General features: G+C 62.1%; 19 protein-coding genes and 5 tRNA genes. 8 read left to right on the top strand and 16 right to left on the bottom strand.

The annotated features are described in order from the left end of the window. Positions 1-157: 157 nt before the first annotated feature. Positions 158-1,414 (bottom strand): UDP-N-acetylglucosamine 1-carboxyvinyltransferase, encoded by a 1,257-nt coding sequence (gene murA, locus HMPREF2656_RS02315; RefSeq protein WP_070815766.1) that lies wholly within the window; start codon positions 1,412-1,414, stop codon positions 158-160. A 47-nt stretch (positions 1,415-1,461) separates the two neighbouring features. Next, on the bottom strand, positions 1,462-2,307 hold the full coding sequence (ramA, locus tag HMPREF2656_RS02320) for an acetate metabolism transcriptional regulator RamA (protein WP_070815767.1): 846 nt from the start codon (positions 2,305-2,307) through the stop codon (positions 1,462-1,464). A 280-nt stretch (positions 2,308-2,587) separates the two neighbouring features. Here ramA and cysK point away from each other — a divergent pair, with 280 nt between their 5' ends. After that, positions 2,588-3,523 (top strand): cysteine synthase A, encoded by a 936-nt coding sequence (cysK, locus tag HMPREF2656_RS02325; protein ID WP_070482153.1) that lies wholly within the window; start codon positions 2,588-2,590, stop codon positions 3,521-3,523. 110 nt (positions 3,524-3,633) lie between these two features. After that, on the top strand, positions 3,634-4,224 hold the full coding sequence (epsC, locus tag HMPREF2656_RS02330; RefSeq protein WP_070423046.1) for a serine O-acetyltransferase EpsC: 591 nt from the start codon (positions 3,634-3,636) through the stop codon (positions 4,222-4,224). On the opposite strand, the gene HMPREF2656_RS02335 is transcribed toward epsC, so the two are convergent. From HMPREF2656_RS02335 to HMPREF2656_RS02370, 8 genes are all read right to left on the bottom strand, one after another. After that, positions 4,221-4,520: a GNAT family N-acetyltransferase gene (locus HMPREF2656_RS02335; RefSeq protein WP_070569045.1), complete on the bottom strand. Its 300-nt coding sequence runs from the start codon at positions 4,518-4,520 to the stop codon at positions 4,221-4,223. The two genes, epsC and HMPREF2656_RS02335, sit on opposite strands and share 4 nt — an antisense overlap. Before the next feature lie 60 nt (positions 4,521-4,580). Further along, positions 4,581-4,653 (bottom strand) — tRNA-Phe (locus HMPREF2656_RS02340). Between the two features lie 17 nt (positions 4,654-4,670). Beyond that, positions 4,671-4,744: transfer RNA gene (locus HMPREF2656_RS02345), tRNA-Asp, on the bottom strand. A gap of 190 nt (positions 4,745-4,934) precedes the next feature. Then, a tRNA-Asp gene (locus HMPREF2656_RS02350) sits at positions 4,935-5,011 on the bottom strand. Between the two features lies 1 nt (position 5,012). Then, positions 5,013-5,085: transfer RNA gene (locus HMPREF2656_RS02355), tRNA-Glu, on the bottom strand. A 58-nt stretch (positions 5,086-5,143) separates the two neighbouring features. Beyond that, complete coding sequence (gene zupT / locus HMPREF2656_RS02360; protein ID WP_070815761.1) at positions 5,144-5,950, bottom strand: zinc transporter ZupT; 807 nt, start codon at positions 5,948-5,950, stop codon at positions 5,144-5,146. 107 nt (positions 5,951-6,057) lie between these two features. Beyond that, a tRNA-Lys gene (locus tag HMPREF2656_RS02365) sits at positions 6,058-6,130 on the bottom strand. Between the two features lie 70 nt (positions 6,131-6,200). Further along, the gene (locus tag HMPREF2656_RS02370) at positions 6,201-7,709 is read right to left on the bottom strand and encodes an acetyl-CoA hydrolase/transferase family protein (protein WP_070423043.1); all 1,509 of its coding nucleotides are present in this window, start codon (positions 7,707-7,709) and stop codon (positions 6,201-6,203) included. A gap of 190 nt (positions 7,710-7,899) precedes the next feature. Here HMPREF2656_RS02370 and dusB point away from each other — a divergent pair, with 190 nt between their 5' ends. Further along, positions 7,900-9,060, top strand: coding sequence for a tRNA dihydrouridine synthase DusB (gene dusB / locus HMPREF2656_RS02375; protein ID WP_070423042.1), 1,161 nt, complete (start codon positions 7,900-7,902; stop codon positions 9,058-9,060). 27 nt (positions 9,061-9,087) lie between these two features. Next, the gene (locus HMPREF2656_RS02380; RefSeq protein WP_070815768.1) at positions 9,088-9,813 is read left to right on the top strand and encodes a phosphate signaling complex PhoU family protein; all 726 of its coding nucleotides are present in this window, start codon (positions 9,088-9,090) and stop codon (positions 9,811-9,813) included. Here the strand turns inward: HMPREF2656_RS02380 and pstB are convergent. The 5 genes from pstB to mshD all read right to left on the bottom strand — a co-directional run bounded on the left by pstB (position 9,810) and on the right by mshD (position 14,804). Further along, positions 9,810-10,586 (bottom strand): phosphate ABC transporter ATP-binding protein PstB, encoded by a 777-nt coding sequence (gene pstB, locus HMPREF2656_RS02385; RefSeq protein ID WP_070450732.1) that lies wholly within the window; start codon positions 10,584-10,586, stop codon positions 9,810-9,812. The two genes, HMPREF2656_RS02380 and pstB, sit on opposite strands and share 4 nt — an antisense overlap. Positions 10,587-10,622: 36 nt before the next feature. Then, positions 10,623-11,543, bottom strand: a complete 921-nt coding sequence (gene pstA, locus HMPREF2656_RS02390) for a phosphate ABC transporter permease PstA (protein ID WP_070815762.1) — start codon at positions 11,541-11,543, stop codon at positions 10,623-10,625. Positions 11,544-11,558: 15 nt separating this feature from the next. Then, complete coding sequence (gene pstC, locus HMPREF2656_RS02395; RefSeq protein WP_083284753.1) at positions 11,559-12,542, bottom strand: phosphate ABC transporter permease subunit PstC; 984 nt, start codon at positions 12,540-12,542, stop codon at positions 11,559-11,561. 101 nt (positions 12,543-12,643) lie between these two features. After that, positions 12,644-13,762, bottom strand: a complete 1,119-nt coding sequence (gene pstS, locus HMPREF2656_RS02400) for a phosphate ABC transporter substrate-binding protein PstS (RefSeq protein WP_070450740.1) — start codon at positions 13,760-13,762, stop codon at positions 12,644-12,646. A 160-nt stretch (positions 13,763-13,922) separates the two neighbouring features. Next, on the bottom strand, positions 13,923-14,804 hold the full coding sequence (mshD, locus tag HMPREF2656_RS02405; protein WP_070815763.1) for a mycothiol synthase: 882 nt from the start codon (positions 14,802-14,804) through the stop codon (positions 13,923-13,925). Between the two features lie 31 nt (positions 14,805-14,835). Between mshD and HMPREF2656_RS02410 the strand changes: the two genes are divergently transcribed. Both HMPREF2656_RS02410 and HMPREF2656_RS02415 read left to right on the top strand, forming a co-directional pair. After that, on the top strand, positions 14,836-15,561 hold the full coding sequence (locus HMPREF2656_RS02410; protein ID WP_070815764.1) for an LmeA family phospholipid-binding protein: 726 nt from the start codon (positions 14,836-14,838) through the stop codon (positions 15,559-15,561). Next, positions 15,554-16,219 carry a heme-binding beta-barrel domain-containing protein gene (locus tag HMPREF2656_RS02415; RefSeq protein WP_070423035.1) on the top strand — a complete coding sequence of 222 codons (666 nt, stop codon included), beginning with the start codon at positions 15,554-15,556 and terminating at the stop codon, positions 16,217-16,219. Before HMPREF2656_RS02410 ends, HMPREF2656_RS02415 begins: the two co-directional genes overlap by 8 nt. A 6-nt stretch (positions 16,220-16,225) precedes the next feature. Here the strand turns inward: HMPREF2656_RS02415 and HMPREF2656_RS02420 are convergent, their stop codons facing one another. After that, positions 16,226-17,122 carry an aminodeoxychorismate lyase gene (locus tag HMPREF2656_RS02420; RefSeq protein ID WP_070423034.1) on the bottom strand — a complete coding sequence of 299 codons (897 nt, stop codon included), beginning with the start codon at positions 17,120-17,122 and terminating at the stop codon, positions 16,226-16,228. A gap of 23 nt (positions 17,123-17,145) precedes the next feature. Between HMPREF2656_RS02420 and HMPREF2656_RS02425 the strand changes: the two genes are divergently transcribed. Both HMPREF2656_RS02425 and HMPREF2656_RS02430 read left to right on the top strand, forming a co-directional pair. After that, complete coding sequence (locus tag HMPREF2656_RS02425) at positions 17,146-18,204, top strand: CAF17-like 4Fe-4S cluster assembly/insertion protein YgfZ (RefSeq protein WP_070815765.1); 1,059 nt, start codon at positions 17,146-17,148, stop codon at positions 18,202-18,204. A gap of 129 nt (positions 18,205-18,333) precedes the next feature. Further along, complete coding sequence (locus HMPREF2656_RS02430; protein ID WP_070423032.1) at positions 18,334-18,531, top strand: DUF3073 domain-containing protein; 198 nt, start codon at positions 18,334-18,336, stop codon at positions 18,529-18,531. Positions 18,532-18,688: the final 157 nt, after the last annotated feature.

Genomic DNA, 18,688 nt, shown 5'->3' on the forward strand with positions numbered 1-18,688 from the left:
TTGAAATGATATTGGTCCGCGATTGTTTTCCTGCCCGCCACACAAACCAGAGAACCTTGATCGCTCTCCAGCGGGGCGTTGTCGGTCTCGCTGACTGGGATTAAGTTACACACACCCCAACACAAACACAAACCCGCAGGTTACTGCGGGTAAATGCCTAGTCGTTAACACGTTCTACATGACCCCCAAGCCTGTTGAGGTTCTCAACGAATTGCGGGTAGCCGCGGTCGATGTGGTGTACGTCGTGGACTGTGGTGACGCCGTCTGCCACAAGACCAGCCAAAACTAGACCGGCACCTGCACGGATGTCCGAAGACCACACGTCGGTTGATGACAGGCTTTCCACGCCTCGGATCATTACGTGATGGCCGTCGACGTTGGCGTCGGCACCAAGGCGCATCATTTCGTCGACAAAGCGGAAGCGTGCTTCGAAGACATTCTCAGTAATGACGGAAACGCCGTCTGCCACTGCAGACAGGGCGATCGCCATCGGCTGGAGGTCAGTTGGGAAGCCCGGGAACGGCAGCGTCTGATAGTCGACGGCTTTCGGGCGTTGACGCATTTGCACGCGGAAGCCGTTGTCGTAGGTCTCCACCTCGGCACCCGAGAGCTTCAACTTCGCCAATGCGAGGTGCAGGTGACCAGGCGCGACGCCGGTAACGGTGACATCACCCTGCGTCATGGCCGCGGCATATGCCCACGTGCCAGCGACGATGCGATCGCCGATCACCGTCCGTTCAGTGGGGTGTAGTTTCTCCACACCGTCGACGGTGATGCAGGATGTGCCGGCGCCAGTGATATTCGCGCCCATTGCGTTGAGCATGTCGCAAAGATCGACGATCTCGGGTTCACGGGCGGCGTTATCCAGGGTCGTACGACCTTCCGCAAGCACTGCTGCCGTGACAATGTTTTCGGTAGCGCCGACCGACGGGAAGTCGAGCTCGATTGCGGCGCCGCGGAGCTTCTCAGCACGTGCAACAACCGCGCCGTGTTCGATATGGGTCGTCGCACCGAGCTTTTCCAACCCTGATTGATGCATGTCCAGAGGGCGCGAACCGATGGCGTCGCCCCCTGGGAGCGCAACGTACGCCTCAGTACACCTTGCGACGAGAGGCCCCAGCACCGCCACAGAAGCGCGGAACTGTCGGACCGCGTCAAAGTCGGCATGTGGGGACAGTTCAGCGGGTGTTGTGATGCGTACGACATCGCCTTCAATCTCCACTTCACAACCAAGGCCGACGAGGACGTCGCCCATGAGCGGGACGTCGAGAATCTCAGGGCAGTTGCGAAGTGTCGTCGTGCCCTCGGTCAGCAGCGCTGCTGCCATAAGTTTGAGGACACTGTTTTTCGCACCCCCGACGTGCACTAGGCCTTCGAGTCGCGTTCCACCTGTGACCAAAAAACGTTCTTTCACGCCCACAACAGTACCGAACTCTGCGGGGCGCTCCAGAACGTCAAGGGTTAGGGAAGCGCGCCAATACGGCGTGCCGCGTTCACCGCTTCATAGCGGGTGTGAGCACCAAGCTTGCGCATCACGCTTCGCAGGTAGGACTTCACCGTCTCAGCACCGATACCCATCTCTTCGGCCGCTTCAACGTTGGTGTGACCCAGCGCCACACAGGACAGCACGTCGAGCTCGCGGGCGGAGAGCTTCGTCGTCTGCTTCACGCGCACTGGGGAAACCAGCTGCTCGCAAAGCTGCTCAAGCTCCTTGCGCAGGTCTTCGTCGTCTACGCGATTGGTCAACATGCGCAGCTTCGAGTGGGTGGAGCGCACCTGCTCCCATTCGGCACCGCTCATCTGACGGCCGCCCTTGGCGCCTGCACGGTCACCTACACCGTCGCCAGAGCGAAGCGCTGCGTTAATCGCAAGCTCCTGCTCGAGGCAGCGTGCAGTCATGGTGACTTCCTCAATGACCTTCTCCCCGAGGCGGACAGGCGAGTGGACACCAACATAGAGAACGCCACGGACTTCGCGGTTGACAATGACCGGCACCGCCACGATCGAGTGCAGTCCCTCATCTTGAATCTGTTTGTCGTACTCGTGCGAAATGGTGTTCGCACGCGTGTAGTCAGAGACACCCGCGGCACGGCGAGTGTTGACTACACGTCCGCCGACGCCCGTCCCGGCGTCGAGCGTGAGGTTCTGCAGCGCAGGGGTTCGCAGTCCGATCCACTGGGTGATCTGCAGTCGGTTGTCCGCGATGAGTGTTCCGTACATGGCGACGGGGATGCCCGTTGTGGTTTTCAAAGCGGTGAGTGCCGCACGGATCGCATCGTCGTCGTCTTTGATGCGCTGCGCGTCCATCGTCATACCTGTTTGCCTTCCACGAACCGGGGTCACCCGTTTGGGCTCACCCGGAGTTGAACTTGGCCGAAAATCTTCACCATCATAACGCGCGAACGGGGGTAGCAAAATTTAGCCCCGCCGATATGGAGCCACAGGAAAGTCGAGCCCAATCGGGCAAGTCGCAATTTCAAACCCTCCCCCGTACCTATCGGTTCAGTAGATCTATACCGTCCTGTCTAGCGTGGCGTGTATGCTGTCTGGCAGCAACTCCAACAATCAACGTGTTTAAAGGAGCATCATGGCGAAGATTGCAAAGAACGTCCTCGACCTCATCGGCGGCACCCCGCTCGTGGAGCTGCAGGGCATCACCGAGAACTCGAAGGCTCGAGTTCTTGCGAAGCTCGAGTTTTACAACCCTGCGAACTCGGTCAAGGACCGCATCGGCAAGGCAATCGTCGAGGCTGCCGAGGCCTCCGGCGAGCTGAAGCCTGGCGGCACCATCGTCGAGGCAACCTCCGGCAACACCGGTATCGCACTCGCTCTCGCGGGTGCAGCGAAGGGCTACAAGGTCATCCTGACCATGCCGGAGACGATGTCCACCGAGCGTCGCGTGCTGCTGCGCGCGTACGGCGCGGAGATCGTGCTTACCCCGGGTGCCGCTGGCATGAAGGGTGCTGTGGAGAAGGCGAACGAGCTCGTCGAGAAGAACGAGGGCGCTATCCTGGCCCGTCAGTTTGAGAACGAAGCAAACCCGAAGATCCACTACGCCACCACCGGCCCGGAGATCTGGAACGACACTGACGGCGAGGTTGACTTCATCGTCGCTGGCGTTGGTACCGGTGGCACGATTTCGGGCGCTGGCAAGTACCTCAAGGAGCAGAAGGCTGATGTGAAGGCCGTCGCGGTTGAGCCGGCTGCTTCCCCGCTGCTGTCCAAGGGCGAGGCTGGCCCGCACAAGATCCAGGGCCTCGGCGCAAACTTTGTACCGGGCACGCTGGACCGCACGGTTGTCGACGAGATCATCGCTGTCAGCAACGAGGATGCCGTGTCTACTTCTCGCGAACTGGCTGTCAAGGATGCGATCCTCGGCGGCATCTCTGCCGGCGCGAACGTGAAGGCCGCTCTCGAGCTGGCTGCTCGTGAAGAGAACGCGGGCAAGACCATCGTTGTGATCATCCCGGACTTCGGCGAGCGCTATGTCTCCACGATCCTCTACGAGGACATTCGCGACTAATCTGCTTATCGACGACTCCCCTCCCCGCCACCACACCATCGCTGGCAGGGAGGGGAATTTTTATTGTCGGCCCAAATGAACAGGTTGGTACACTGCACGCCATGCTTTCTATGGCCAAATCTGTGGTGTCGACCATCCGCGAAGATCTAGCCAACGCCCGCGATCATGATCCTGCGGCGCGAGGCGATGTTGAGAACGCTGTTGTCTATTCCGGGTTGCATGCCATTTGGATGCACCGTGTCTGCCACGTCATGTGGAAGCGCGGCTGGAAGGGCGCGGCACGTATTTTGGCGCAGGCCAATCGTTTCCTTACCGGTATTGAGATTCACCCGGGCGCGACGATTGGGCGCAAGTTTTTCATCGATCACGGTATGGGGATCGTGATTGGGGAGACCGCGGAGATCGGTGACAACGTCATGCTCTACCACGGCGTGACGTTGGGTGGTCAGGTGCTTACGCAAACGAAGCGTCACCCGACGGTGTGCGACAACGTCACTATTGGCGCTGGCGCGAAGGTGCTCGGCCCCGTGGTTATCGGTGAGGGTTCCGCTGTCGGCGCGAATGCGGTTGTGACGAAGGATGTGCCGCCCCATTCGATTGCCGTGGGGATTCCGGCGAAGATTCGCCCCCGGAAGACGGATGAGCGGGCGCGTTTGGTGGACCCGGACTGCTACGTCAACAAGGGCGACTACATCATTTAGTCTTCGGCCGCGACGAGGTCGGCGTATTCGGGGTTGCTTTCGATGTAGCGCTCAACCGCCGGGCAGGTGGGGGTAACCAGCATGCCGTCGGCGCGTGCGTCGTCGAGCGCGTATTTCATCAGAGGCTTGGACAGGCCTTGTCCGCGGAACTTCGGATCCACCACGGTGTGTGGCAGGTCCCGTACACCGTCTTGGTCGGTGTAGGTGGCGTAGCCCGCGACCTCGTCGCCGACGAGGATTTCGTACTGGCCTTCTGCCTCGTTCTTGCGCACAGTGTTTTCAGGTGTTGCAGACATGGGCCCGACTATAGCGCGAAACGCCCCTTCCGCATTATTGCGAAAGAGGCGTTTCTGATGTGGCCAGAGCCAGGATCGAACTGGCGACCCCACACTTTTCAGGCGTGTGCTCTACCAACTGAGCTATCTGGCCAGAACCGAATGGTTCTGCGACCCTGACGGGACTTGAACCCGCGACCTCCGCCGTGACAGGGCGGCGCGCTAACCAACTGCGCCACAGGGCCAATATATTGTTATTTCGCACTCACTTCAGTGTGTTCACACTGTCGCTTGCACGAGTTGATACATTACACAGACCTCACCATGGCAGACAAATCGCCTGCTCAATCACTATTTCAGGGCGTTGCTTTGCGACGATTGCGTGCACGGCATCGTCGCAAAGCAAAACGCCCCGAGGAAAACCTCGGGGCGTGATGGCGACCCTGACGGGACTTGAACCCGCGACCTCCGCCGTGACAGGGCGGCGCGCTAACCAACTGCGCCACAGGGCCGTACCCCCAACGGGATTCGAACCCGTGTTGCCGCCGTGAAAGGGCGGAGTCCTAGGCCTCTAGACGATGGGGGCGCTGAAAAGACAGCCCGCTCATCATAAGCTAGGTACGCCATTTCCTCCAAATAGCCTGCTAGCCCGGCAAAATGAGCAGACTGAATGCCATCACAATCATGCCGACAATCATCCCGTAAATCGCGGTGTGGTGTTTGCCGGTTTGGATTGCTGTGGGCAGCAGTTTGTCCAGGCTGACGAAGACCATGATGCCGGCGATTGCAGCGAAAGTGATACCGAGCGACTGTGGCCCCAGGAACGGCTGGAGAAGCAAATACCCCACGATGGCACCCAACGGCTCCGCTAGGCCCGACAGCGTGGCCCACCAGGCGGCTTTGCGGCGGGATCCGGTGGCCTCCCGCATAGGGACCGCGACCGCGATGCCTTCCGGGATGTTGTGGATCGCAATCGCCACCGCGAGAGGGATAGCAAGGGCCGGATCCGCGAGCGCTACGGCAAACGTGGCAAACCCTTCCGGGAAGTTGTGGATGGCGATGGCAACGGCACTGAGGACGCCCACGTTGCGTAACTGTGCTTTACTGACCCCACTTTCCGAGGGTTCTTCGTGGGGGTTGATCTCTTCGGGCACGAGGCGGTCGATAAGCGCGATCAGCCCGATTCCCGCGAAGAAGGCGACGGTGCCCCAGAGTTCCGCACGGGGGCTGCCTGCTTCAGCGAGCCCCTCAATTCCTTGAGGCAGCAGCTCGACAAACGAGATGTAGACCATCACACCGGCCGAGAACCCAAGCGCCCCAGCGAGAACACCCGCGCCTGGAGCACGTTTCAGGGCGACGATCAGCCCGCCGAAGCCAGTGGATAGCCCGGCCAACAACGAGATCCCCAAGGCGATGCCGACGGCCGTGGGCGTGGCGGTACTGATATCCATACGCGCAGGTTAGCTGGTTCCACCTTGTGGCACTCGCAAACCCATCAACCCGGCACAGAAGGGGGCCCAAGAACGCGAAAAGCCCCGGCGTTAGCCGGGGCTCACGGTGGGCCCTGTGGGGATCGAACCCACGACCTGCGGATTAAAAGTCCGTAGCTCTACCAACTGAGCTAAAGGCCCGCGGGGGCTAAGTGTAGCCCCCATGTGCGCGCGTGCGGTAATCGCCCTGCACGCGCGCCGGAAGGAGGTTTTAGTTCTCCTTCAGCATGGTGCCAGTCTCCTGGATGCGGGTGTGGAAGTCGAAGGCGTGGCGCAGGTCGTGCGGGGTTGCCTGGTACTTGCACTTCGCGGCGAGCTCGACGTACTCCTCCAGCAGCGGACGGTACTGCGGGTGGGCGATGGAGATCATCTTTGCCACACGATCACGCGGGGCGAGGCCACGCAGGTCGGCGACACCGTACTCGGTGATGAAGACCATGGCGTCGTGCTCGGTGTGGTCGACGTGGGAAACCATCGGCACGATTGCGGAGATGGCGCCATCCTTGGCCACGGACGGGGAGATGAACGAGGAAATGTAGGCGTTGCGGGTGAAGTCGCCAGAGCCGCCCAGGGCGTTCATCAGGCGGGAGCCGTTGATGTGGGTGGAGTTGGCGTTGCCGTAGATGTCCGCCTCGATCATGCCGTTGGAGGCGATCAGGCCGGTGCGGCGGATGACCTCCGGGTGGTTGGAGATGGACTGCGGGCGCAGGATGATGGACTCGCGGTAGCGGGATGCCTCGTTGTTCATCTTCTCTGCATACTCGGGCGACAGGGAGAAGGAGGTTGCGGAGGCGACGGTCATCTTGCCGGCGTCAATCAGGTCGACCATGCCGTCCTGGATGACCTCGGTGTAGGCCTGGATGTTCTCAAACTTGGAGTCCATCAGGCCTGCCATCACGGCGTTCGGGACGTTGCCCACGCCGGACTGCATAACGTAGCCGTCGTAGGTGAGGCGGCCGGCCTTGACTTCGTTCTCCAGGAAGTCGAGGAAGTTGCCTGCGATCTGCTCGGAGACCTCGTCCGGTGCCTTGAACGGTGCATTGCGGTCAGCGTCGTTGGTCTCGATGACTGCGACGACCTTCTCCGGGTCGATCTCGATGTAAGTCTTGCCGATGCGGTCGCCGGCCTTGGTGATCGGGATCGGGATACGGTTCGGCAGCGGCGGCACGAGCCAGATGTCGTGCATGCCCTCGAGCTCCTCGGACTGCCAGGAGTTGACCTCGATGATGATCTTCTTGGCTGCGTTGAGGAACTCCACGGAGTTACCAACAGAGGAAGACGGGACGATGTTGCCCTCTTCGGTGATGCGCACTGCCTCGACGATGGCGAGGTCAACGTCACCGAAGAAGCCCTGCTCGACCATCATGCCGGAGTGGGACAGGTGAATGTCCTGGAACTTCATCTCGCCAGCGTTGATCTTGTTACGCATGGTCGGGTCAGACTGGTACGGCATGCGGTAACGCAGCGCGCCTGCCTCAGCGAGAACGCCGTCGCACTCCGGTGCCGTGGAGGCGCCGGTGTACAAGTCGATGGAGAAGTCCTGCCCCTTCGCATGGGCGGCCTTTGCCTTCTCTGCAATTGCGGCCGGCATGGCCTTCGGGTAGCCAGCACCGGTGAAGCCGGAAGTACCAACCTTGTCGCCGTGGTTGACAAACTGCACGGCCTCTTCGGCGGTCATGACCTTGTCACGCAACTTGGCGGAAGCAATACGATCGCTCATGTGATCTCCCTCAATCCTGTTAAATCCGTTCAGGTAACACCCCCACCATATTGTGACCCATCACTCATTGCCATGAGGGTGTGTGGTCTCGTCGCAAAGCAAATGCTTATCGACGCCCAAATCACCCCCGAACGGGCGTAGCAACCACGATTGGACGGGGCGACAACGGGCGTGAACAATAGGCAGAACTATGACTACCGCAGCCCCCGCCTTAACTATCGGCGGCATCGATCTGAACTCCCCCGTCATCCTCGCGCCGATGGCCGGGGTGACCAACATGCCGTTTCGTGTGCTGTGCCGGGAGATCGAGGAGGAACTCACCGGCACATCCTCGGGGCTGTACGTCTGCGAAATGATCACAGCGCGTGCGATGGTGGCTCGCAACGAGAAGACGATGCACATGACCACCTTCGCGGATGTGGAAACGCCGCGGTCGATGCAGCTGTACACGGTGGATCCCAAGTTCACGTATGAAGCCGTGCGGATGATCGTCGAGGAAGATATCGCCGATCACGTGGATATGAACTTCGGCTGCCCAGTGCCGAAGGTCACGCGCAAGGGCGGAGGCTGTGCGATCCCATACAAGCGGCGTCTGTACGGCAACATCGTCAGCGCCGCGGTGCGCGCTGCGGAAGGCTCCGGCATTCCAATTACGGTGAAGTTCCGCATCGGCATTGACGCAGACCACCACACGCACCTGGATGCCGGACGCATTGCTGCCGAATCGGGTGCCGCCGCCGTTGCCTTGCACGCCCGCACTGGTGCGGAGCGTTACTCGGGCGCGGCGCACTGGGACGAAATCGGCCGCCTTGTGGAGCACATGGACGGTACCGGCGTGCCGGTGATCGGCAACGGCGACATCTTCGCCGCCGACGATGCGGCGAAAATGATGGAGCAAACCGGCTGCCACGGCGTGGAGGTCGGCCGCGGCTGCCTTGGGCGCCCGTGGCTGTTCGCGCAACTGGGCGCGCAGTTGCGCGGCGAGGAGATCCCGCCGGAGCCGACCCTGGGCAAGGTAGCCAGCATCATCTACCGCCACGCAGAGCTGTTGGCAGAGCACGACGGTGAGCACCACGCGTGCCGCGACATCCGCAAGCACACCGGCTGGTACATGCGTGGTTTCCCGGTAGGCGGGGAATTCCGCAAGTCGCTTGCCCAAGTGACGTCTCTTGCGGAGTTGAAGGAGCGCCTCGCCCCCATCGCCGATTCTGAAGCAATGGCCGAGCATGCGGATGACGCGCGCGGCCGCCAAGGTTCAGCCGGCAAGATCGCCTTGCCGGAGGGCTGGTTGGACGATCCAGAGGACGACACCGTCCCTGAGGGCGCAGAAATTGAGAATAACGGTGGCTAACTGCGAGCGCGTAGCATGAAACGCATGCTGAGAGCCGCCTACCGAGAGACTCTGGAGGCCTTCAACCAGGACCTCATGACCATGTGCGACACGGTGCGCACCATCATGGAGCACGCGTCGAAGGGCCTTCTTGAGCAGTCACTCGATGACGCCGAAACGGCCCTGACCCTGATCGACGAACTCAAAGAAATCGGCGAACGGTGTGAGGAGCGAAGCATGCGCTTGCTCGCACTGCAAAACCCTGTGGCGACTGACCTGCGTCAGGTGCTGGCTGCGATCCACCTAGTGGAATATTTCGAACGCATGGGTTCGCTCGCCCGCAACATTGCAGTCCTGGTGCGCCAGCGCCACCCCGCGTCGGTGTATCCGCCGCCGCTGCACGGCTACGTCGAGGAAATGACCCGGTTGGTGGCTGCGATGGGTGCCACCACCCGAGCATTGTTGGATGATCCGGATCCGGATGTGGCAGTTGAGCTGCACACTATCGACGAGGGCGTCGACGACATGCGCGCCTATTTGAGCACGTTGGTCTCTGACCGGGAGTGGGAGTACACCACCCGGGAGGCCGTCGATGTGTCGTTAATTTCGCGCTACTACGAGCGCTACGCGGACCGTTGTGTGGATATTGCCGGCCAGATGGTGTTCCTGGTGACGGGATTGAGGCCTGAGGCGTACTTGCGCCAGCGGGACGAACCGGATTACGAGAATCTGGAGAAGTTCGCCACCATCGAGCGCAAGTTCCGCAAGCCTTAGCCGAAGCGGCCGGAGATGTAGTCTTCGGTTTCCTTCTGCTCGGGGTTTTCGAAGATGGTGGTGGTGTCGTTGAACTCCACCAGGTGGCCCGGGCGGCCGGTGGCTTCGAGCGAGAAGAACGCGGTCTTGTCGGACACGCGCGCTGCCTGCTGCATGTTGTGGGTCACGATGACAATCGTGTACTGATCCTTCAGCTCGTGGATCAGGTCCTCCACGGCAAGGGTGGAAATCGGGTCGAGGGCGGAGCACGGCTCGTCCATAAGCAGCACCTCTGGGCGCACGGCGATCGCACGAGCGATGCACAGGCGCTGCTGCTGACCACCGGAAAGGCCGCCACCCGGCTTGTCCAGGCGGTCCTTTACCTCGTCCCACAGGTTCGCACCGCGCAGGGACTGCTCCGCGACTTCCTTGAGCTTCTTCTTGTCCTTCTCCCCTGCCAGGCGCAGGCCGGCGACGACGTTGTCTTCGATGGACATCGTTGGGAAGGGGTTTGCCTTCTGGAACACCATGCCGATGGTGTTGCGCACGGCGACCGGGTCGACGTTCTTGCCGTAGATGTCGTGGCCGTCGAGAAGAATCTGGCCTTTGACGGAAGCGCCGGGGATGACCTCGTGCATGCGGTTGATCGTGCGCAGCACGGTGGACTTACCGCAGCCGGACGGGCCGATGAATGCGGTGACCGACTTGGCGGGGATTTCCATGTTGACGTTCTGCACGGCGTGGAAATCGCCGTAGTAGATGTTGACGTCGTTGAGTTCGAGCTTGGTGGACATCTGTGAGTTCTCCTGACGGGGACGCGGGCGGGATGGTTACTTCTTGACCGAGAAGCGCTTTGCGATGAAGCGTGCGAGCAAATTCAACGTGACAACGAGGATGACCAGCGTCAGTGCTGCGCCCCAGAGTCGGTCGTTGGCCGGGCCGGTGGCGCCGGACTTCCACATGTCCAGCATGTACAGCGGCAGCGAGGACTGCGGCTTGTCAAACATGTCGAACCAGTTAATTGCCGGGGTGGAGCCGACGAGGATCAGCACCGGTGCGGATTCACCCATCACGCGGGCGATTGCCAGCATGATGCCGGTGACAATGCCCGACAGGGCGGTCGGCAGCACGATGCGCATGATGGTCTTCCACTTCGGCACACCGAGTGCGTAGGAGGCTTCGCGCAGGTCCATCGGCACGACGCGCAGCATCTCTTCGGTGTTACGCACAACGACCGGCACCATGAGCAGGATAAGCGCGAGGGACACGGCGAAGCCGGAGCGCTGCTGGCCCAGGATGGTGATCCACAGGGCGTAGACAAACAGTGCTGCAACGATCGACGGCACACCGGAAAGGATGTCCACCATGAAGGTGGTGAGCCGGCCCAAACGGTTGCCGTTGGAGTATTCAACCAGGTAGATCGCGGTGAACACACCGATCGGGATGGAGAACAGCGACGCAATCAGGGTCTGCATGAGCGTACCGACGATCGCGTGCAGCGCACCGCCGCCCTCCTTGGACGCGCGGACACCGACCATGTCGGAGGTCCACCACGCCGGATCCACGATGACGTGCCAGCCGCGGGACACCACGGTAAACAGCAGCCACAGCAGCGGGACGAGGGCGAGGAACATGCAGAACCACATGAGTCCACCCATGATGGAGTTTGTGGTTTTGCGGCTCGAGGCGATGTCGATGAATGGGTTTTCGGGGCGGGCTGTCTCAGCCGGTTTGGATACTGCAGTAGACATGTTTCGCTCCGCTCCTTATTTCTTGTTGACGATCGCACGCGCGATCGAGTTGACGACGAAGGTCAGCAGGAACAGCACCAGACCTGCTGCGATGTAGGCGCCGGCGGAGACCGGGTTGTTGAACTCGGCTGCGGCGTTGGCGATGGCGGTTGCGAAGGTGGTGCCGCCGTCGAAAAGCGAACCGCGGAAGTCGTTCGCCGGCGCAACCGCCATGTACAGCGCCATGGTCTCGCCCAGCGCACGGCCAAGGCCGAGCATGGAGCCGGCGATGAAGCCGGACAGGCCGAACGGGATGACGGTCATGCGGATGACCTCCCAGCGCGTTGCGCCGAGGGCAAGTGCGGACTCGATCTGTCCCGGAGGGGTCTGGACGAAGATTTCGCGGGCGGTTGCGGCGATGATCGGCAGGATCATGATGGCGAGCACAATTCCACCGGTCATGACGTTGCGGGCCGTGGAGAACGGCGGGGAGTTTTGGTAGGTGGCGAACAGGAAGAAATCGCCGCCCCAGCTGTTGACCCACTCGTAGAACTTGCCCAACTTCGGACCAAGCACCTGAGCGCCCCACAGGCCGTAAACGATCGACGGCACGGCTGCGAGCATGTCCACCAGGGTGCCCAGCGGGCGCACGAGGCGCTGCGGGCAGTAGTTGGACAAGAACAGTGCAACACCGAGGGCGACCGGCATCGCGATGATCAGCGCGATGATGGAGATGGTCACCGTGGAGAAGAACAGGTTCGGAATACCGAACTGCATCGCGTCCAGGTCTGCGGTCTGCCACGGGCCACCGTAGGTGAAGAAGCCGAGCACGCCGCCGTCGTTACGCATCAGCGGCGGCAGCGCCTGCGCGAGCAGGAAGATACCAATGGCAGCAACGAGAACGGTGATCAGCGTTGCAGATGCTGTGGAGAAGATTTCGAAGAACCGGTCTCCGGGGCGCTTCACGCGTCCGGAGTTCCGTGCGGTGCGTTCCGCTACCGCAACGTCATTGTCAGCCATGTGCTCGGATCCTTGAGATAAATGGAGAGAAACAGGGGTGGTCTACAGCAATCAACCCCCGATGTCACTGTGTTCAGTCGGGGGTCGTTCGCTAGTTGGCCTTACTGGATGGCGTTGATCGCCTCGCGCAGACGCTCAGCGTGTGCGCCGGTGACCGGGATGAAGCCCTCAGCCTCGAGCTCTGCATCCTGGTGGTCGAGGGCGATGTTGAGGAAGTCCTTGACCATCTTGGAGGTTGCCTCGTCGTAGCCCGCGGAGCAGACGATCTCGTAGGTGGTCAGCACCAGCGGGTAAGCGCCGGCGGTGTCGGTGGCGAACAGGGCGTCGGCGTCGACGACCATGTTGTGACCCTCAGTCTTAAAGGTCAGGTTGTCCAGGGTCTTCGCCACGGACTCGTTGGTCAGCTCGACCGGGCCGTTGCCGAAGTCGATGTTGGCCTTCTTGTCAGCGAAGCCAGCCTCGACGTAGGTGATGGAACCGTCGGTAGCGGAGACTTCCTGTGCCACACCGGAGGAGCCGTTGGCGCCGGTGCCCACTGCGTTCGGGAACGCCTTGCCGGAGGACTCCCACTTGCCGTCGGATGCGGCTGCGAGGAACTTCTGGAAGTTGTCGGAGGTGCCGGACTCGTCGGAGCGGTAGAAGACGTTGATCGGGGTGTCCGGCAGTTCAACGCCCGGGTTAGCCTCTGCGATCTTCGGGTCGTTCCAGGTCTTGATGACGCCCTGGAAGATCTCGACGATGTTGTCCACGGTGAGGTTGAGCTCGTCGACACCCTCGAGGTTGTAGGCGATAGCAACCGGGCCGATGACGAACGGCAGGTGCCATGCCTCGTTGCCGCCACAGCGCTGTGCAGCAGCCTCAACCTGGTCGTCCTTCAGCGGCGAGTCAGAACCTGCGAAGACAGCCTGGTTGGCGATGAAGTTCTTCTGGCCAGCGCCCGAGCCGGACGGGGTGTAGGCGATGGAAGCACCCGGGACCTCTGCGGAGTAGACGGAGGCAAAGTAGTCGATGGCGTTCTGCTGGGAGGACGCGCCCTCAGCGAGGATGTCACCCTGCTGGCCGTAGAGCTCGTAGTCGCCCTTTTCGGCCGCTGCGGTGGATTCCGCTTCGGTACCTGCTGCACCTTCGGTGTCGTTGGAGCCGCCGCAAGCGACGAGGGTGGCGGAGGAGGCTGCTACGACGCCGATGACTGCGGCGGTGCGCTTGAAGTTACGAATCACGGGGAACCTTTCAGGTATTTAACTGTTCGGTCCGGAACACCAGGCAGATGTCCGATCACTTACGACACAAAACCTAGACAGCGCCGGTTAATCCCTGGTTGCTGATTGGGTGAACTGTTGGTGAACTCGTAAAATCCTGGCTAACACCGCAGGTCAGTCGCTATTTTTTGGAGGCCGGTTTGTAGACCACGTGGCGCTCGCGAGTATCAAAGCCGAGCTGGCGGTATCGCTTTACCGCCGGCTCATTATCCCCTTCGACATAGAGGATGACCTGCGAGGATCCGCACTCCGCAAGGTAGTTCAGCCCGGCTTGAATCAGCGGTCCCCCCATTCCCTCCCCCCGGTGCTTCGAGGAGAGGCCCACGACATAGATTTCGCCGGTGCCATCCGGGTGTCGTTTGGTCCAGTGGAAGCCCGCAATCTCATCGCCGGCGATGAGGAACCACACGCCGTCGGCGTCGAACCAGTCGGTGTCCATCGCCCGGTGCAGCTGCGCGATGTCCCAGCCGCCTTGTTCGGGGTGCCAGGAGAACGCGTCGTTGTTGACCTCGAGCCATTGCTTATCGACGACCTCACGCCCCCACCGCGACACCAACTCCGGGTACTGGACGAGCTCGTAGCCCTCGCGCACTTCCGCCTTCACGTCAGCATCCAGCGCGGTACCCATGACCAGGAGTTCTCGCACCGGTTCCATCCCGAGGTCGCGTGCCAGCGCCTGCGCTGCAGGCAGGTCACCATGGGCCCAGAAGCCAGCGTCGGTGTTGCGCTCCAGCACAGCCTGAACCAGGGCACAGCCGTAGCCGTGGCGGCGGTGTTCAGGATGGACGGCCAGTTCGGTGGAGCCGTCTTCAGCGATGCCGGCAACCGCCACGGTCTTATCGCCGGTTTTGGCGATGAGGTGGGTGTGGTTGAGGGTGTCGTCGAAAAGCCCGCGCTCGAACGCCTCGGAGAACGCGGCGACGCCGTCCTCGGATTGGGCGGCATCCAGAATGGGGCGGACGAGGGTTTCCGGCAGGGTGGCGCTTACGATGTCGACAGTCATGTCTTAGAGGGTACGTCGGAGGGCGGAAACGATGCGGGCACGTGTGAAAGCGGCGGTCGCCGTGGCGGCGGCGCTGGCTGTGTTGGCTGGCGCTGACACGATCGTGGCCGCGAACGTGGAGCGCACCGTCGCCCAACCCGGCATCCAGGCGTCCGTGGGTGGTTTCCCGTACACGGCGTCGCTGCTCACCGGCAACGTCTCACGTGTGAGCGTGGAACACCTCGATGCCGCCGTCGATGGGCCAGGCGTAGCGACGACCGGCGTGGACGTGTTCGACCTCGCCCTCGACAACCCACGCGAAGCGCTTTCGGGCGAGTTCGAATCGGGCACCGCACGCCTTGTGCGCCGCCGGGTGCGCCTCGACGGCGTCGGCTTCGGCACCCTGCTCGGCATCACGGACCTGGACATCGCGAACCCATACGACATCTCCCCCGCAGGCGGGGCCGCAAGCGAGGCCCGGCTCACCGGCACGGTTCCGGGTACAGAAGATCCGGTGACGGTTGTGGTTACGCTGCGCCTGATCGACGGCATCTTCCAGATGCGCCCCAGCAAACTTATCGACGACACCTCCCCCGAAACCCAGGCCGCGTTCACTCTCGACCTAGACACCCGCACCCTGCCGTTGGACGGGCCAGCGGACCGAGTGCAGTTGCGCGGCGGTTCGATTGAGTTCTCGCGCGACCGCATCAACACCGCATTTGACCCGGCGGACCTCAACCCCATGGGACAAGCAGCTACCCTTGGACACCATGAGTGAAGAAAAGAACGTAGAAAACACCGCAAACACGCCGAAACCGGCCACCTTAAGCGGCAACGACGCCGTCAACCTTGCGTCCGAGCAGTCCAAGTCGACCGCGCACCGCAATATCCCGACGTTCGACTTTGAGGATTTCCCGCTCGAGGACGACACCGCAAACCTGCGCTTCGGCCCGAGCCTGCACGACGGCCTGCTCGCACTCCTGCCGCTGGTTGGCGTGTGGACCGGCTCCGGCCAGGCCAACGACAACGGCGATGAGTACGCCTTCGGCCAGCGCCTTGTTGTCTCCCACGACGGTGAGAATTACCTCCGCTTCGAGTCGCGCATGTGGCGTCTCGACGAGGACGGCAACGCCACCGGCGCCGACCAGCGCGAGGTCGGCTTCTGGCGCATCTCCCTCAAGGACGAAATCGAGGTGACCCTGACCAACTCCCGCGGTTTGGTTGAGATCATGTACGGCGCGCCTGTCAACGAGCGTGCATGGCAGCTCACCAGCGCCTCCACCATCGCAACGGAGACCGGCCCTGAGTCCCACGGTCCGGGCAAGCGCCTCTACGGCCTGATGCCGAACAACAACCTCGGCTGGGTTGACGAGCGCGCCGTCAACGGCGAGATGGTGCCGTACATGTCCGCAGAGTTGAAGCGCATCGCGGGCTAGCGCCGGTTAGCTCAGCGCCGCGGAAATCAGCTCCTTGATCTCGGCTTCATTGTCGGGAGCGGGGAGCTTTTTGCCGTCCAGGCGCTTGACCCGGGTGGCGATGCGCGTGGAGCTCACCAGCCACACCGACTCCGCCTTGAACAGTTCGTTGAGGTAGATGTCCTTCGCCTTGCACTTCCACCCCTGCTCGGCGGCGTATTCAAACAGGGCGGCTTGGGTGGTGCCGGCCAGCACGCCCGGCCCCGGTGCCGGTGTGCGCAACCGCCCGCCCTTCTTCACCATGACCACCGACGAGGTCACCCCCTCGAGCACGCGTCCGGTGTCGGGATCGATGTAGATGACATCGTCCGCGCCTCCGGCTTTCGCCCAACGCAGCGCCGCCATCGACGCCGCATAGTTGAGCGTTTTCGCACCTTCGCGCATCCACGGCGCATCGCCCGTGACGGTGTAGCCGCGCGGGGTAGTGAGTACGGACACGCCGCGTTCGCGTTGTGCCAGGGTGTCGTCGTCAAGCGGGCGTATGGTCAGCCAAGCAGTTGCAACGCCGGTGGTTTCACGGCCGCGTGAGAGCGTCCATACGCACTTCGCTTCCACGCCTTCGGTGCCGCCGCGCTCACGGCAATAATCGGCGACCGCCTCCTCGGTGGCGCGCTCCCAGTGGGCCGCGCCCGGCTCCGGCAGATCCATCAGTTCCGCCGACCGGGCGAAGCGCTCGAGATGCTTCTCCAGGTTGAGCGGTTTGCCATCTCGAATGAGGATGCTTTCAAAGATCCCATCGCCGCGCGTGACCACCGCATCGTCCCAGAACACGTGGGGCATGTTGGTGTTTTGGCGGCGTACGGACCCGCCGTACGGTTCGACGAGGTAGATCACGGGCGCAGGCGCGAGCGGTGCAATAGACATAATGCCCCCTATGATAGGCGCCCATGGGTTACGCATCGGTTCTTTTGGCCAAGCCGGGTGCTGCGGAGCTTCCGGGCGATTCGCTTCTCGACGCCACCGGCGTCGCCTGGCACTACGGCGATCCGTTGGGGGAACAACGCAAGGCCACCAGAGATACCGTCGCCGTCGACCGCTCCAACCGCGCCGTCATTGCGGTGTCCGGCCCTGATGCGCCGAGTTTCCTCAACAACCTGCTATCGCAAAAGCTTGACGACGCCACCTCCGGATTCACCGCCTCCGCCCTCGACCTCAACGCACAGGGGCGCATCCTGCACCACGCCGATATCGCCGTAGCCGATGACGTGTTTTACCTGGACACCCCCTCCTACCAGGCACAAAGCCTGCTGACCTATCTGCAGCGCATGGTGTTCTGGTCCGAGGTGACCGTGGAGCAAACCGATCTTGCTGTGGTCACGCTGCTTGGCCCTGCTGCTGCCCAGGTTGAGGGCGCCGTGTTCACCCGCGTGATTGATGGCTGGGGTGGGGTATGCCGCACTGACGTCGCTATCCCCCGCGAGCAACTCAACGCGATCGCCGAACAGTTTCCACTGGCCGGTCTGATGGCGTTTACCGCCCTGCGCGTCGCCGCCGGCGAGCCAGAGCAGCGCGCCGACCTCGACGAGCGCTCCATCCCCCACGAAGCCCCCTACCTCATCAATCGTGGCGACCACATCGGTGCCGTCCACCTGGAGAAGGGCTGCTACCGCGGCCAGGAAACCGTTGCCCGAGTGGAAAACCTCGGCCGCTCCCCCAGGCTTTTGGTCAAACTCCAACTCGACGGCTCTGCCCCCGAGGAGCCGGTGCCCGGTTCGGAGATCACCGCCGGCGGACGAAACGTCGGCCGACTCGGCACCGTCGTACACGATGCCGACGAAGGTCCGGTGGCTCTCGCCCTAGTGAAGCGTTCCGCGTTGGAGGTTCCCCTGGAAATCCAGGGCGCTGCAGCCTCCGTCGACCCCTCCTCGTTGCCACAAGATGAGGGTGAACGTGCGGGCCGCAAAGCCGTTGATCAGCTTCGTCGTGGCGGCATGACTCCAAAATAACCGCAGGTGGGACACCTAAGGGGCATTTTTAAGATACTCAAGCTATAGTGTCCTACAGGAAAATAACGAAGAATCATAAGAGGCCGCCCACACATGGGCCGCCCAGAACCACCTCAAGGGGGTCACGCCATGGGCCGCGGACGCGCAAAAGCCAAGCAGACCAAGGTTGCTCGCCAGCTGAAGTACAACACTCCTGAAATGGATCTCGCCTCGCTCCAACGCGAGCTTGCAGGGAAGACCCCGGGCCGCAGGTGGGATGACGACGACTCCGAGGTGGACGACCAGTACGCCGACTACGCCAACTGGGATGAGGACGACGACCGCTAGTCCACCCTTCACGTAAAAGTGCACCCCGCTCGCTCGGGGTGCTTTTTGCGTTGCCTGGGGCCTTCTGCGCTTCTGCCCGACGGTCCTGGCCTGCTGTTTTTCCCTGGTCGTCTAGCTCGGTGGTTGTGGAACCAGACGATGAGCTCCGTATTGACCA

This window comes from Corynebacterium sp. HMSC034B08, from assembly GCF_001835805.1.
In the GTDB taxonomy this organism is placed as follows: Bacteria; Actinomycetota; Actinomycetes; order Mycobacteriales; family Mycobacteriaceae; genus Corynebacterium; species Corynebacterium coyleae.

Bases quoted from the DNA above. Each gene is read 5' to 3' on its own strand.
- ramA (WP_070815767.1), bottom strand. From the start codon at position 2,307: ATGGACGCGCAGCGCATCAAAGACGACGACGATGCGATCCGTGCGGCA.
- cysK (WP_070482153.1), top strand. From the start codon at position 2,588: ATGGCGAAGATTGCAAAGAACGTCCTCGACCTCATCGGCGGCACCCCG.
- epsC (WP_070423046.1), top strand. From the start codon at position 3,634: ATGGCCAAATCTGTGGTGTCGACCATCCGCGAAGATCTAGCCAACGCC.
- HMPREF2656_RS02335 (WP_070569045.1), bottom strand. From the start codon at position 4,520: ATGTCTGCAACACCTGAAAACACTGTGCGCAAGAACGAGGCAGAAGGC.
- zupT (WP_070815761.1), bottom strand. From the start codon at position 5,950: ATGGATATCAGTACCGCCACGCCCACGGCCGTCGGCATCGCCTTGGGG.
- HMPREF2656_RS02370 (WP_070423043.1), bottom strand. From the start codon at position 7,709: ATGAGCGATCGTATTGCTTCCGCCAAGTTGCGTGACAAGGTCATGACC.
- dusB (WP_070423042.1), top strand. From the start codon at position 7,900: ATGACTACCGCAGCCCCCGCCTTAACTATCGGCGGCATCGATCTGAAC.
- pstB (WP_070450732.1), bottom strand. From the start codon at position 10,586: ATGTCCACCAAGCTCGAACTCAACGACGTCAACATCTACTACGGCGAT.
- pstA (WP_070815762.1), bottom strand. From the start codon at position 11,543: ATGTCTACTGCAGTATCCAAACCGGCTGAGACAGCCCGCCCCGAAAAC.
- pstC (WP_083284753.1), bottom strand. From the start codon at position 12,542: ATGGCTGACAATGACGTTGCGGTAGCGGAACGCACCGCACGGAACTCC.
- mshD (WP_070815763.1), bottom strand. From the start codon at position 14,804: ATGACTGTCGACATCGTAAGCGCCACCCTGCCGGAAACCCTCGTCCGC.
- HMPREF2656_RS02410 (WP_070815764.1), top strand. From the start codon at position 14,836: ATGCGGGCACGTGTGAAAGCGGCGGTCGCCGTGGCGGCGGCGCTGGCT.
- HMPREF2656_RS02415 (WP_070423035.1), top strand. From the start codon at position 15,554: ATGAGTGAAGAAAAGAACGTAGAAAACACCGCAAACACGCCGAAACCG.
- HMPREF2656_RS02420 (WP_070423034.1), bottom strand. From the start codon at position 17,122: ATGTCTATTGCACCGCTCGCGCCTGCGCCCGTGATCTACCTCGTCGAA.
- HMPREF2656_RS02425 (WP_070815765.1), top strand. From the start codon at position 17,146: ATGGGTTACGCATCGGTTCTTTTGGCCAAGCCGGGTGCTGCGGAGCTT.
- HMPREF2656_RS02430 (WP_070423032.1), top strand. From the start codon at position 18,334: ATGGGCCGCGGACGCGCAAAAGCCAAGCAGACCAAGGTTGCTCGCCAG.